Here is a 12,437-nt window from a genome sequence, read left to right as displayed (position 1 = left end):
CGCTTGGCGTCGATCGGTCAGGAGGCGGCCGGCTCGGCGGCGACTTCGCGCACGTTCACGGCCGATGCGGGCAGAGGATCGTGCGGGCGGGTCTCCAGCCAGAAGCGGTACAGCAGGTTCTTCGCGGTCTCGAGCCGATACGCGCTCGTCGCGCGCATGTCGGTGAGCGGCGCATAGTCGCTCTCGAGCGCGCGCATCGCGGCGAGCGCGGCGGCCTCGTCCCAGACGGCGTTCTCGAGCGCGCGCTCCGCGTGCGGCGCGCGCTTCGGCGTCGCGGCCATCCCGCCGAACGCGACGCGCGGCGCGCGAATCGCGTCGCCGTCGGCGATGAACGCGAACGCCGCGCAAACGGCCGAGATGTCGGAATCGAAGCGCTTCGACACCTTATACGTGCGAAAGCGCAGGTTCGCGCGCGCGCCGGTGCGCTTCGGCACCTTCAGCGCGGCGACGAACTCGTGCCCGGCCATGTCCGTCTTCTGGTAGCCGAGATACAGATCCTCGAGCGGCAGCTCGCGCACGGCCTCGCCGCCGCGCAGCACGACGCGCGCGCCGAGCGCGATGAGGCCCGGCATCGAATCGCCGATCGGCGAGCCGTTCGCGACGTTGCCGCCCATCGTGCCCGCGTTGCGGATCGGCAGCGACGCGAAGCGCTTCCACATCTCCGTCAGTTCCGGGTAGTGCGCGGCGAGCGCCGCGTACGCGGCCTCCACCGTCGCGCCCGCGCCGATCTCGATCCACTCGTCGCGCTCGACGATCCGGCGCAGCTCGCCCACCTGGCCGACGTAGATCACGTCGCCCAGCTCGCGCAACTGCTTGGTCACCCACAGGCCGACGTCGGTGCTGCCCGCTAGCACGCGCGCGGCCGGTTTGTCGGCCTTCAGCCGCGCGAGCGCGTCGAGCGTGCGCGGCGCGTCGAACGACTGGCCCGCGTGCTCGTAGTGGAACGTGTCGTCGCGGCGCAGCGACGCGAGCGTGCGCGCGAGCGCGGCGACGTCGACGCTCGCCTTCGGCGGCGGCGCGTCGAACATCCGCACGGCCGCGTCGACGATCGGCCGGTAGCCGGTGCAACGGCACAGATTGCCCGTCAGCGCGTCGGCGATCTCGGCGCGCGACGGCGTCGTCCGGCCCGTGCGCGACGCTTCGTGCCCGTGCGTCTCGTACAGCGCCCACATCGACATCGCGAAGCCCGGCGTGCAGAAGCCGCACTGCGAGCCGTGGCATTCGACGAGCGCGTCCTGCACCGGATGCAGCGTGCCGTCCGGCTGGCGCAGATCCTCGACCGTGAAGAGCGCGCGGCCGTCGAGCGTCGGCAGGAACTGGATGCACGCGTTGACCGCCTTGAAATCGACGCCGCCCGCGTCGTTCAGCTCGCCGACGACGACCGTGCACGCGCCGCAGTCGCCTTCCGCGCAGCCTTCCTTCGTACCGGTGCAACGCGCGTCCTCGCGCAGATACTGAAGCACCGTGCGGGTGACGTTCGCGCCGCCGATTTCGCGGATCGCCTGACGATGGTAGAAACGGATCGGCTCACTCATGTTGCGTCGTTCTCGAAAATGGGGACACGCCCGGACGGCGGCGGCGCGCGCCGTGCTCAAGCGGCGCGCGCACCGCCGCCGTCGGCGTCTTCGTCATATTTCGCACGCTATCACCGTCAAATTCCGGAACCCATAGCCGAGCGCGCATGCGGCTTATATCGCTGCGACGATATGCCGCTTTGCACACCGTTTAACTAAGCGGTACATGCAAGAAAACCGGTTCCATGTAAAAATTCGGCTTTCGCATCAAACGGATGCGCGTCTTCGTTCCGTCCCCCAATGTCCGCCGATTCCGCCCCCTCCCCGCGCAGCGCGTTCGCGACGACGCTGCAGATCGTTTCCGTCGTTTCGTTTACGTTCGTCTGCTACCTGACGATCGGCCTGCCGCTCGCGGTGCTGCCCGGCTTCGTCCATGACGAGCTCGGCTTTTCCGCGATCATCGCGGGCGCGGCAATCAGCGTGCAGTACTTCGCGACGCTCGCGTCGCGGCCGCTCGCCGGACGCTTCGCGGACACGCTCGGCCCGAAGCGCACCGTGTTGCGCGGGCTCGCCGCATGCGGCGCGAGCGGCGCGCTGCTGCTGTCCGCCTTCGCATTCGTGCGCTGGCCGGCCGCGAGCATCACGCTGCTCGTCGCGAGCCGGCTCGTGCTCGGCGTCGGGGAAAGCCTCGTCGGCACGGGCGCGATCCTGTGGGGAATCGGCCGCGTCGGCACCGCGAACAACGCGCGGGTGATCTCGTGGAACGGCATCGCGACGTATGGCGCGCTCGCGATCGGCGCGCCCGTCGGCGTCGCGATCTCGCATGCGCTGATTCCCGCCGTGCTCGGCGTGCTCGTGATCGCGCTCGCGGCGCTCGGCTATTACCTCGCCCGGCTGATCGCGCCCGTGCCGCTCGTGCACGGCGAGCGGATGTCGTACGCGAGCGTGTTCACCCGCGTGCTGCCGCACGGCCTCGGCCTCGCGCTCGGCTCGGCCGGCTTCGGCTCGATCGCGACGTTCATCACGCTCTACTACGCGGAGCGCCACTGGCCGAACGCGGCGCTGTCGCTGACCGTGTTCGGCACGCTCTTCATCGGCGCGCGCCTGCTGTTCGCGAACACGATCAAGACGCACGGCGGGTTCCGCGTCGCGATCGTGTCGTTCGCGTTCGAATCGGCGGGCCTGCTGATGTTGTGGCTCGCGCCCGTGCCGCACGTCGCGCTCGTCGGCGCGGCGCTGACGGGCTTCGGCTTCGCGCTGATCTTCCCGGCGCTCGGCGTCGAGGCGGTCGCGCTCGTGCCGCCCGCGAGCCGCGGCGCGGCGCTGTCCGCGTATTCGGTGTTCCTCGATCTGTCGCTCGGGATCACGGGGCCGCTCGCCGGCTACGTCGCGGGCGCGTTCGGCTATCCGCAGGTGTTCCTGTGCGCGGCCGTCGCGGCGGCGGCGGGCGTCGCGCTGTCGACGGTGCTGTATCAGCGGCAGGCGCGCTTGTCCGGCAGCGGCGCGGCGGCCTGAACGCCTGCCGCACGGCGCTCGACCGGACGAATGGCCGGCCGCGACTCGACCATAGAGCGAGAAAACCAAGAAGCCGCCCGCGCATCTCGGGCGGCTTTGTTTCATGCGGCCATCGCGCCTTCGCGCAAGCGAGCTTGCGGGCCGCCGGGGGGTGTTGGCCTAGCCGCTGCGTCGGCCCGTCGCGATGCGCGAGCGCGCCCGCGAGTGATGAATCGAATGGAAACGGCGGCCGGTGGCTAGCAGGCTGCTGAAATTCTCTCGCGAGGACTACGGCTGAAAATTTCCGCCCTCGTAAAACGCTCTACAAGCCGCTCGCGCGACTTCGGGAAGAGGTAGACGACCCGCGAAACCGTCTGCGAGCCCCCCCTCAAAGTAGTTTTTCAACAGCCTGCCAGAGGCTCGCGATTGAGTGGCGATTAACGATCGACGGCGGCTGGTCGTCCGTGGGCGCGCTGACTGTCGGCAGGCTTGAACGACTGGCGTTTAGTTGTTGGGCGATTGGCGACAATCGCGGTCGGCGGTCGGCAGCGCAACAGTATCCGTCGCAGACGACTTCGACCGCACGCACCGCGCCGCCGTCCCCGCATCGGATGCACCACACGGACCGCGCGCCGCACGGTACGCCGCCCGTTCAGGCGGCTCGCACGAAGAGCCGCCGCGTCAGATCGAACGCGACCAGATTCCCGGCGACGACGAGCATCAACCCGAGCACCGCGAGCGACGACCATCGATATCCCTCGAACACGGTCGATACGGCGAGCGCGACGATCGGAAACAGCACCGTGCAATAGGCCGCGCGTTCCGGCCCGATCCGGCCGACGAGGGTCAGGTACGCGGTGAACCCGATCACCGAGCCGGGCACCGCGAGATAGACGAGCGCGCCGAGATAGCGCGGACTCGTGTCGATCGCGAGCGGCAGCCCGGCCGCGACGCTGCCGACGGTCACGATCGTCGCGCCGATCAGCATCGCCCAGCCGTTGGTCGCGAGCGGATGAAGTCCCATCGACTGCATGCGGCTCGACAGCAGATTGCCCGCCGAGAAGCACATCGTGCCCGCAAACGCGATCGCGAGGCCGATCCAGGTCGCGCGATCGTCGACGTGCCCCGCCATCTGCTGCCAGAACAGGCACGCGATGCCCGCCAGGCCGAGCAGCGCGCCGGCAACCGCGGACGGCCGCAGCGGCCGCCCCATGAACACGCGTCCGTTGATCGAGTTCAGCAGCGGCGCGGTCGAGAACACCACGGCGACGAGGCCGCTCGGCACGACCTGCTCCGCATAGTAGAAGCACAGGAAATTGAGACAGAAGAGCGCGAGGCCCTGCGCGGCGAGATAGCGCCACGCTTCGCGCGGCGGCCGGACCGGCCGGCGCATCACGCGCAACAGCACGAACATCGCCGCCGCCGCGAGCCAGAAGCGCCACGCGATCGACACGGGCGGCGGCACGCTGCCGAGCTGCCATTTGATCGCGATCCAGGTGGTGCCCCAGATCAGCACGGTGACGACGTAAAGCGACAGATTCATGGCGGATTCGAAAGCAGAAACGGAATCGGATTCGGATTCGGAAACACGATTCCGACTATGCCGCCGCGCATCCGGCGCCGATTGTCTGGAATTGCGGTCATTTGCACCTGGGCGGGCCGTGCACGCGCGCGCACGCTTATACTCGCCCCATCATGCATACGCCCTCCACGCCTGCGCTCGATGCGCGCCTGTCCGTGCCCGCCGCCGATTTCGTCGGCGACGAGGTGCCGTTCGGCCTGCAGTCCGTCTGCCGGACGCTCGCCGAGGCGAACGCGACGCTCGAACGCTTCGCATGGCTCGGCGATCACCTCGCGATCGCCGAGTGGACGCGCATCACTGAGGAAAGCGAAACGGTCTACGCGCAGCCCGGCCATCACACGCTGTCGTGCTATCTGGACGGCGGCTACCGCACCGAGCGGCAGAAGGTCGCGCGCTACGGCGCGCCGAGCCTGCTCTGCGCGCTGCCTGGCGATCATGAATCGCGCTGGTGGGTGCGCGGCGAAATGCATTTCGTCCACCTGTACTTCCTGCCGGAGCACTTCGCGCAGCGCGCGATCCGCGAGCTCGACCGCGAGCCGCGCGAGCTGAAGCTCGCCGATCGCACGTATTTCGAGGATGCGCGCGTCGCCGCGCTATGCCGCTCGCTCGCGCTCGAGCGCTGGGACGACGCCGACGGCCGGCTGCGCGTGAACGAAACCTCGCACGAAGTGCTGAGCCTGCTGTTGCGCGGGCAAAGCATGACGTGCGCCGACACGCCGTTCAAGGGCGGGCTCGCGCCGGCCGTGCGCCGCCGCGTGCGCGACTACATCGACACGTACCTGACGCAGCCGATGACGCTCGGCGAGCTCGCGGCGCTCGCATCGCTGTCCGAATACCACTTCTCGCGCATGTTCCGCGTATCGTTCGGCCGTGCGCCGCACGCGTGGATCGCGCAACAGCGCCTCGTTCGCGCGCGCACGCTGCTGCGCGCGACGTCGCTGCCGCTCGCGCAGGTCGCCGCGCGGTGCGGCTACGCGAACGCCGCGCACTTCAGCCACCGCTTCCGCGATGCGCACGGCGCGACGCCGGGCGAGTACCGCCGGGCGATGCAGGCCGCGTAGCCGGCCCGGACATCGCCGCGCGCCGCGTCACTCGCCGCGCCCCGACAGCGCCTGCTCGAGCGCCGAGACGCCCGCCGGCAGATCGACGGGCGCCTTCAGATCGATCATCGTGCGGCCGAACGCGTGCAGCGTGCGGAACAGATTGTGCTCGCGGCATTGCTCGCCCATCTGGCCGATGCGCACGATCGGCAGGCCGAACGAGCCCGAAATCTCGACCTGGTACTGCTTCGAGATGTGTCCGCAGATGAGCCCCGGCGTGAGCCCGTCCGGCACGGCGATGCCGACCACCGAGTTCAGCCGGCACGACTCGGGCGCGTAAAGCTCGAGCCCCATTCCGGTGATGCCCGCCTGCAGCGCGAGCGAGCAGCGCAGATGCCGCGCGTAGCGGTTCTCGAGCGTCTCCGCGCAGACGAGCCGCAACGCCTCGTGCAGCGCGAGCACGCCGGACACGGGCGCCGTGTAGTGATAACCGGCGTTGTGCCAAAAGTTCTCGGCGAGCGCCATGTCGAGGCACCAGTGCGTGTTCGGCGCCGGGCGGCTCTTCATCCGCTCCCACGCGGCGTCGGAGAACGCGATCAGCGACACGCCCGGAATCGACGACAGCCCCTTCTGCCCGCCCGTGATCACCGCGTCGATGCCCCACGCGTCCATGTCGAGCGGCATCGTCGACAGCGTGCAGACGGCGTCGACGACGACGAGCGCGCCCGCCGCCTTCGCGATCGTCGCGATTGCCTTCAGATGGCGGTTCCACACCGTGTTCGACGTCTCGCCGTGGACGATCGTGACGATCTCCGGGCGCTCGCGCGCGATCGCGTCGGCGATCTCGTCGAGGCTCGCCACGGCGCGATCGGGCACGTCGATCGACGCGACGCTCGCGCCGACGCGCGTCGCCATCTCGGCCATCCGCGCGCTGAAGAAGCCGTTCTTGACCGACAGCACCCGGGTGCCGGGCCACGCGAGATTCGAGATCGCCATCTCCATCGCCGCGGAACCGGGGCCCGCGACGCCCAGCACCCACTTCGTGCGCGTCTGGAACACGTAGCGGGCCATTTCCTTCACCTGCTCGATGATCTTCGCCATCGTCGCGCCCAGGTGATTGATCACGATCGTGTTCGCCTTCGCCACCGCCGCCGGGATCGGCACGGGGCCCGCGCCCATCATGAGGAGCGGTTCTTCGGGCAGAATCGCGTCGAGCGGGACGACGACGGGACAGGGAATCGGCGAATGATCGGTCGTGGACATGAGCTGAGCGGAACAACGGGTTGAGAATACGGTGATCGATCGATCATTCCGCGAACCGTTGCAATACGCAAGTGTTTTGATCGACGCGAGCTTCGGATGGGCGCGACGGCGGCGGCGGGCAGCGCGGCGACGCATCCTGCCGGCCCGCTTCGCCCGCGCGCCTGCGTTGCCGCGAGCCGGCCGCGGCCGCCCCGGGCCGCGGCGAACCGGGTTCGCCGCTCGCCGCGCCCGCCGTCGCCCGCGGTCGTCGACGGCCCGCCTGCGACGCATCAGTACTTGACGCCCGCCGCGGCCCGCCTTTCTTCTTATTCGGCCGCCGGCGCTTTTCTCGCGCGACGCCCCCGGAAAATTCCCACCCGCGCCGTCCGAATAGGCCAAATCGTCATCAAATCCGCCTCCCACTAAATCGAAAAATCATTTTTTGCAACCCGAACCGTCAAGCTTTTCGAAAAAGCTTGCATTAACCATTCGATGCGATGCAGCAAATTTATTTGTTCCGCGCCGGAAAAGAACCTTAGACCGCATTGCAATCCGCTCACAAAAATCCCCGGAAAAATGCTCGAACGGCGTGCGCCGCACGGCGCTGCGCACTCCGAACCAGCGGAGTACCGTACTGGAAACGGTACCGCGCCGGCCGCGCCGCGCGGACGCCTCGCAGGGATTAAAACTGTCGCATTCGTCGAATATCATCCGCGCAAATCTCGGAATCGGTTCACACCCCGAAAATAGGGATCGCCGATCCCGACGACCGATTTATTACATTCGAGATGAAATAATTATTTAGTTGACTGATGCACTCAGCTTATTGAACAATTTGCCCAGCCTTCGATGATTCGATATTTAAGACAAGTTCTGTGCTGATCCGACAGCCGGCGGCTTGCCATGATCGAAGGCGAAAAACACAACATAATCATTTAATGGGCCAACGAAAGCTATGAACCAAATCCAGACCATGCGTGTTTTCGTATGTGTTGCAGAACTGCAGAGCTTCCGGCGAGCGGCGCGGAAACTCGGCGTATCGAATGCGCTCGTCACGCGTTCGATCGCGATGCTCGAGACACATCTGAACACGCGCCTCATCCATCGCACGACGCGCAATCTGTCGCTGACGGAAGCGGGCATCCGCTACCTCGACGGCTGCCGGGCGCTGCTCGAGGAGTTCGATCAGCTCGAGGCATCCGTCGAGCGGGCGGTTCATGAGCCCGTCGGCACGTTGCGCGTCGCCGTGTCCGGGTTGCTGTCGCCCGGCCGGGTCACGCCCCTCGTCGACAGCTACCGGCGTCAGTACCCGAAGGTCCGCGTGCAGCTGACGCTGACCGAAGGGCCGCTCGACGTGATCGAAGCCGGCTACGACGCCGGCCTCGTCACAGGCGGCCGCCTCGACGGCAACCCGGCGCTGATCGGCCATCCGCTGATGCCGAACACGCTCGCGCTGTGCGCCGCGCCTTCGTACATCGAACGGCACGGCGCGCCGCACCGGCCCGACGATCTCGTCCGCCATGCGTGCATCGCGCTGCCGGCCGACCAGCACTCGTCGACCTGGCGCTTCGTCGATCCGGATCACTTCACGCACGTCGTGTCGCTGCAGCCCGTCTACACGGTCAACAGCGCATCGATGGTGCGCGCGGCGACGCTCGCCGGCACCGGCATCTCGGTGCTGCCGGAAAGCTACATCGCCGACGCGCTGGAAAGCGGCGAGCTCGTGCGGATTCTCGGCGACTACCGGATCGACGATCCCGACACGCAGCTGTCGATCGTCTATCCGAACCGCCAGTTCCTGCCGGCGCGCACCCGCAGCTTCGTCGAGCACGCGCTGTACCACCTCGGCGGCCAGAAGACCGAGACGAACGGCCACTACTTCATGCGCGAGGCCGGCACGGCGAAGCGCCCCGACGTCGTCACGGGGCTCCAGTGACGCTCGGCTGAAGTAAACTAATGCGCACCCTTTACCGGAGGCAAAGCGTGCGCGTGATTCTTTTCAGCAGCCGGCAGTACGACCACGATTCGTTCGATGCCGCCAACCAGTCGTTCGGCTACCGGCTGCATTTCCAGCCTTCCCATCTCGACGCGGAGACGGCGATCCTCGCGCGCGGCTACGAGGTCGTCTGCCCGTTCGTCAACGACACCCTCGACGCCGCCGTGCTCGAGGCGCTCGCCGCGGGCGGCACGCGCCTCATCGCGCTGCGCTCGGCGGGCTTCAACCATGTCGACCTCGCGGCGGCGGCCCGGCTCGGGCTCATCGTCGTGCGCGTGCCCGCCTACTCGCCGCATGCGGTCGCCGAGCACGCGGTCGCGCTGATCCTCGCGCTCAACCGCCGCCTGCCGCGCGCCGTCGCGCGCACCCGCGAAGGCGACTTCTCGCTGAACGGGCTGCTCGGCTTCGATCTCTTCGGCAAGACGGTCGGCGTAATCGGCACGGGCCTTATCGGCAGCGTGTTCGCGCGGATCGTGGCGGGCTTCGGAATGCGCGTGCTCGCGCATTCGCTGCCGCCGCACGACGACGCGCTGATCGCGCTCGGCGTGCGCTACGTGCCGCTCGAGCAGTTGCTCGCCGAATCGGACATCGTGAGCCTGCACTGCCCGCTGATGCCCGCCACCCATCACCTGATCGACGCCGGCGCGCTCGCCCGGATGAAGCCGGGCGCGATGCTGATCAACACGAGCCGCGGCGGCCTCGTCGACACGCAGGCGCTGATCGACGCGCTGAAGACGGGCCAGCTCGGGCATCTCGGGCTCGACGTCTACGAGGAGGAAAGCGGGCTCTTCTTCGAAGACCATTCGGATCGCCCGCTGCAGGACGACGTGCTCGCGCGGCTGCTCACGTTCCCGAACGTGATCGTCACGTCGCACCAGGCGTTCTTCACGCGCGAGGCGCTCGCGGAGATCGCGCATACGACGCTGTCGAACATCCGCGCATGGCAGGACGGCGCGCCGCGAAACGTCGTCGACGCGGTGCAGCAGGGCTGACGGCGAGCGGGGGCGGACGCGCCGTGGGCAGTGCGGCGTAGGCCGTATGGGCCTTGGATCTTGGGCCTTGGGCCTTGCGCCTTGGGCCTTGCGCCTCACGCCGTGGGCCGCGGACCTTGCGTCGTGCTCCGGCACGCCGATTCGGCGGGTCGGGCCCCGTCGGCTAAACCCCTTATTGGCGCGCCGCGCGAGTCTGCTATCGTTGCGGCGATTCTTCGCCTCCACCCGTTTCGCCAGTTCACCATGCGTTTCGACGAACCCGCGATCGCCGCCGTCTACCGGGCGATCTTCGAGCGGCGCGACATGCGCCATTTCACGTCCGCCCCGGTCGATCCCGCCGTTCTCGCGCGCTTGCTGCGCGCCGCGCATCACGCGCCGAGCGTCGGCTTCATGCAGCCGTGGCGCTTCATCCGCGTGACCGACCCCGCGCTTCGCGAGCGCATTCACGCGCTCGTCGACGCCGAGCGCCGCGCGACCGCCGACGCGCTCGGCGAGCGGCACGACGAATTCATGCGGCTGAAGGTCGAAGGCGTGCGCGAATGCGGCGAGCTCCTCGTCGTCGCGCTCGCCGACGGGCGCGAGCGGCACGTGTTCGGCCGCCGCACGCTGCCGGAGATGGATCTCGCGTCGGCCGCTTGCGCGATCCAGAACATGTGGCTCGCCGCGCGCGCCGAGGGGCTCGGGATGGGCTGGGTGTCGCTCTTCGACGTCGACGCGCTACGCCGGCTGCTCGCGATGCCGGACGGCGCGAAGCCGATCGCCGTGCTATGCCTCGGCCACGTCGACGCGTTCTACGCGAAGCCGATGCTCGAGGAAGAGCGGTGGGCCACGCGGATGCCGCTCGAGGAATGCCTGTACGAGAACGGCTGGGACACCGCGCCGACGCCTGCGCGCAACACCTGATCAGGCCCTAAACACAGGGGTTTTCCCTGAGATAAAATCGCGGCTGTCCCGCTCGCTTCCATCGGCGCGCCGCATCCCGCGGCGCCGGAGGCGGCGGCCCTCCCGCGAGTCGTCCATGCCGCTGCCCCTCTTCGCCCTTGCCGTTGCCGCGTTTGGTATCGGTACCACCGAGTTCGTCATCATGGGCCTCCTGCCGAACGTCGCGCGCGACCTAGGCGTGTCGATTCCGGCGGCGGGCATGCTCGTGTCCGGCTACGCGCTCGGCGTGACGATCGGCGCGCCGATTCTCGCCGTCGTCACCGCGAAGATGCCGCGCAAGGCGGCACTGCTTTCGCTCATCGGCGTGTTCATCGTCGGCAACCTGTTTTGCGCGATCGCGCCCGGCTACACGGCGCTGATGATCGCGCGCGTCGTCGCCGCGTTCTGCCACGGCGCGTTCTTCGGCATCGGCTCGGTCGTGGCGAGCAGCCTCGTCGCGCCGAACAAGCGCGCGCAGGCGATCGCGCTGATGTTCACCGGCCTCACGCTCGCAAACGTGCTCGGCGTGCCGCTCGGCACCGCGCTCGGCCAGGCGTTCGGCTGGCGCGCGACGTTCTGGGCCGTCACCGGCATCGGCGCGCTCGCGGCAGCAGCGCTCGCCGTCTGCGTGCCGAAGCGCCTCGAGATGCCCGCCGCCGGCATCGCGCGCGAATTCGGCGTGCTGCGCAATCCGCAGGTGCTGATGGTGCTCGGCATCAGCGTGCTCGCGTCGGCGAGCCTCTTCACCGTGTTCACGTACATCACGCCGATCCTCGAGGACGTGACGGGCTTCACGCCGCACGACGTCACGCTCGTGCTGCTGCTCTTCGGCCTCGGCCTGACGGTCGGCGGCACCGTCGGCGGCAAGCTCGCCGACTGGCGGCGGATGCCGTCGCTCGTCGCGACGCTCGCGGCGATCGGCGTCGTGCTCGCCGCGTTCGCGGGCACGATGCGTACGCCGATGCCCGCGCTCGTGACGATCTTCGTGTGGGGCGTGCTCGCGTTCGCGATCGTGCCGCCGCTGCAGATCCTGATCGTCGACCGCGCGAGCCACGCGCCGAATCTCGCGTCGACGCTCAACCAGGGCGCGTTCAATCTCGGCAACGCGCTCGGCGCGTGGCTCGGCGGCACCGCGATCCACGCGGGCGTGCCGCTCGCGAAGCTGCCGTGGGCGGGCGCCGTGCTCGCGATGGCGGCGCTCGCGCTCACGCTGTGGTCGGCGTCGCTCGAACGGCGCGCGGTGCCGGGGCCGGCCGAATGCGCCTGATGCGCGGAGCGCGCGAGGCAGCGATTCGCTGCGCGGCAGGCCGGATGATGCGCCGCCGGCAACGGATCGATCGCCCCGTTGAATCGCGCTCGACGAACGGCGCGCTGCCGATCGGCGTGGCCGTCGGCCGCGCGACGTGATCGCATGCGCGGCGCGCCGGTCCGGCTTGGGCGATTGGCTCGCCGCGCAAGCGAACGTCGACGCATCGAAAGGCGCGAATCGCGTCGCGCCGTCAAGCATCGGGCATTTCCGCTTTTCGCCGAAGTCTCGTGTCACGCGCGGCTCCCGGTTGGGCTCCGCGCATTCGAATGCCGGTTGGGCCGCGTGCGCGACTCGAATCGCGCCGCCGCGCAGCGAGCATCCCGCTTTTCACCGAAGTCTCGTATCAC

General features: G+C 68.7%; 10 protein-coding genes. 7 read left to right on the top strand and 3 right to left on the bottom strand.

What is annotated here, in order from left to right; all coding sequences use genetic code 11:
• Nucleotides 1-17: 17 nt before the first annotated feature.
• Entirely contained in the window at nucleotides 18-1,535 is a 1,518-nt protein-coding gene (gene xdhA, locus WS78_RS03520) for a xanthine dehydrogenase small subunit (RefSeq protein ID WP_059583538.1), read from the bottom strand.
• On the opposite strand from xdhA, the gene WS78_RS38140 reads away from it, so the two are divergent.
• Nucleotides 1,509-1,733 carry a hypothetical protein gene (locus WS78_RS38140; protein WP_081989932.1) on the top strand — a complete coding sequence of 75 codons (225 nt, stop codon included), beginning with the start codon at nucleotides 1,509-1,511 and terminating at the stop codon, nucleotides 1,731-1,733. The two genes, xdhA and WS78_RS38140, sit on opposite strands and share 27 nt — an antisense overlap.
• 81 nt (nucleotides 1,734-1,814) lie before the next feature.
• Nucleotides 1,815-3,029, top strand: coding sequence for an MFS transporter (locus tag WS78_RS03510; protein ID WP_059583536.1), 1,215 nt, complete (start codon nucleotides 1,815-1,817; stop codon nucleotides 3,027-3,029).
• A 631-nt stretch (nucleotides 3,030-3,660) separates the two neighbouring features.
• Here WS78_RS03510 and WS78_RS03505 read toward each other — a convergent pair.
• On the bottom strand, nucleotides 3,661-4,551 hold the full coding sequence (locus WS78_RS03505) for a DMT family transporter (RefSeq protein WP_038753424.1): 891 nt from the start codon (nucleotides 4,549-4,551) through the stop codon (nucleotides 3,661-3,663).
• Nucleotides 4,552-4,703: 152 nt separating this feature from the next.
• Between WS78_RS03505 and WS78_RS03500 the strand changes: the two genes are divergently transcribed.
• Complete coding sequence (locus WS78_RS03500; RefSeq protein ID WP_038753468.1) at nucleotides 4,704-5,651, top strand: helix-turn-helix domain-containing protein; 948 nt, start codon at nucleotides 4,704-4,706, stop codon at nucleotides 5,649-5,651.
• A gap of 27 nt (nucleotides 5,652-5,678) precedes the next feature.
• On the opposite strand, the gene WS78_RS03495 is transcribed toward WS78_RS03500, so the two are convergent.
• Nucleotides 5,679-6,893, bottom strand: a complete 1,215-nt coding sequence (locus WS78_RS03495) for a pyridoxal-phosphate-dependent aminotransferase family protein (protein WP_038753420.1) — start codon at nucleotides 6,891-6,893, stop codon at nucleotides 5,679-5,681.
• A gap of 934 nt (nucleotides 6,894-7,827) precedes the next feature.
• Here WS78_RS03495 and WS78_RS03485 point away from each other — a divergent pair.
• From WS78_RS03485 to WS78_RS03470, 4 genes are all read left to right on the top strand, one after another.
• The gene (locus tag WS78_RS03485; RefSeq protein WP_010105992.1) at nucleotides 7,828-8,808 is read left to right on the top strand and encodes a LysR family transcriptional regulator; all 981 of its coding nucleotides are present in this window, start codon (nucleotides 7,828-7,830) and stop codon (nucleotides 8,806-8,808) included.
• Between the two features lie 47 nt (nucleotides 8,809-8,855).
• Nucleotides 8,856-9,860, top strand: a complete 1,005-nt coding sequence (locus WS78_RS03480) for a 2-hydroxyacid dehydrogenase (RefSeq protein ID WP_038753417.1) — start codon at nucleotides 8,856-8,858, stop codon at nucleotides 9,858-9,860.
• A gap of 243 nt (nucleotides 9,861-10,103) precedes the next feature.
• Complete coding sequence (bluB, locus tag WS78_RS03475) at nucleotides 10,104-10,763, top strand: 5,6-dimethylbenzimidazole synthase (RefSeq protein WP_038753415.1); 660 nt, start codon at nucleotides 10,104-10,106, stop codon at nucleotides 10,761-10,763.
• 115 nt (nucleotides 10,764-10,878) lie between these two features.
• On the top strand, nucleotides 10,879-12,048 hold the full coding sequence (locus WS78_RS03470; protein WP_059583532.1) for an MFS transporter: 1,170 nt from the start codon (nucleotides 10,879-10,881) through the stop codon (nucleotides 12,046-12,048).
• Nucleotides 12,049-12,437 lie beyond the last annotated feature (389 nt).

The sequence above is a fragment of the Burkholderia savannae genome (assembly GCF_001524445.2).
GTDB lineage: Bacteria > Pseudomonadota > Gammaproteobacteria > Burkholderiales > Burkholderiaceae > Burkholderia > Burkholderia savannae.
The sequence above is the reverse complement of the archived record's forward strand: the minus strand, read 5'-3'. Positions and strand labels throughout refer to the sequence as shown.

Coding starts and splice junctions, on each gene's coding strand:
- WS78_RS38140 (WP_081989932.1), top strand. CDS start 1,509: ATGGTAGAAACGGATCGGCTCACTCATGTTGCGTCGTTCTCGAAAATG.
- WS78_RS03510 (WP_059583536.1), top strand. CDS start 1,815: ATGTCCGCCGATTCCGCCCCCTCCCCGCGCAGCGCGTTCGCGACGACG.
- WS78_RS03485 (WP_010105992.1), top strand. CDS start 7,828: ATGAACCAAATCCAGACCATGCGTGTTTTCGTATGTGTTGCAGAACTG.
- xdhA (WP_059583538.1), bottom strand. CDS start 1,535: ATGAGTGAGCCGATCCGTTTCTACCATCGTCAGGCGATCCGCGAAATC.
- WS78_RS03495 (WP_038753420.1), bottom strand. CDS start 6,893: ATGTCCACGACCGATCATTCGCCGATTCCCTGTCCCGTCGTCGTCCCG.
- WS78_RS03505 (WP_038753424.1), bottom strand. CDS start 4,551: ATGAATCTGTCGCTTTACGTCGTCACCGTGCTGATCTGGGGCACCACC.
- WS78_RS03500 (WP_038753468.1), top strand. CDS start 4,704: ATGCATACGCCCTCCACGCCTGCGCTCGATGCGCGCCTGTCCGTGCCC.
- WS78_RS03470 (WP_059583532.1), top strand. CDS start 10,879: ATGCCGCTGCCCCTCTTCGCCCTTGCCGTTGCCGCGTTTGGTATCGGT.
- bluB (WP_038753415.1), top strand. CDS start 10,104: ATGCGTTTCGACGAACCCGCGATCGCCGCCGTCTACCGGGCGATCTTC.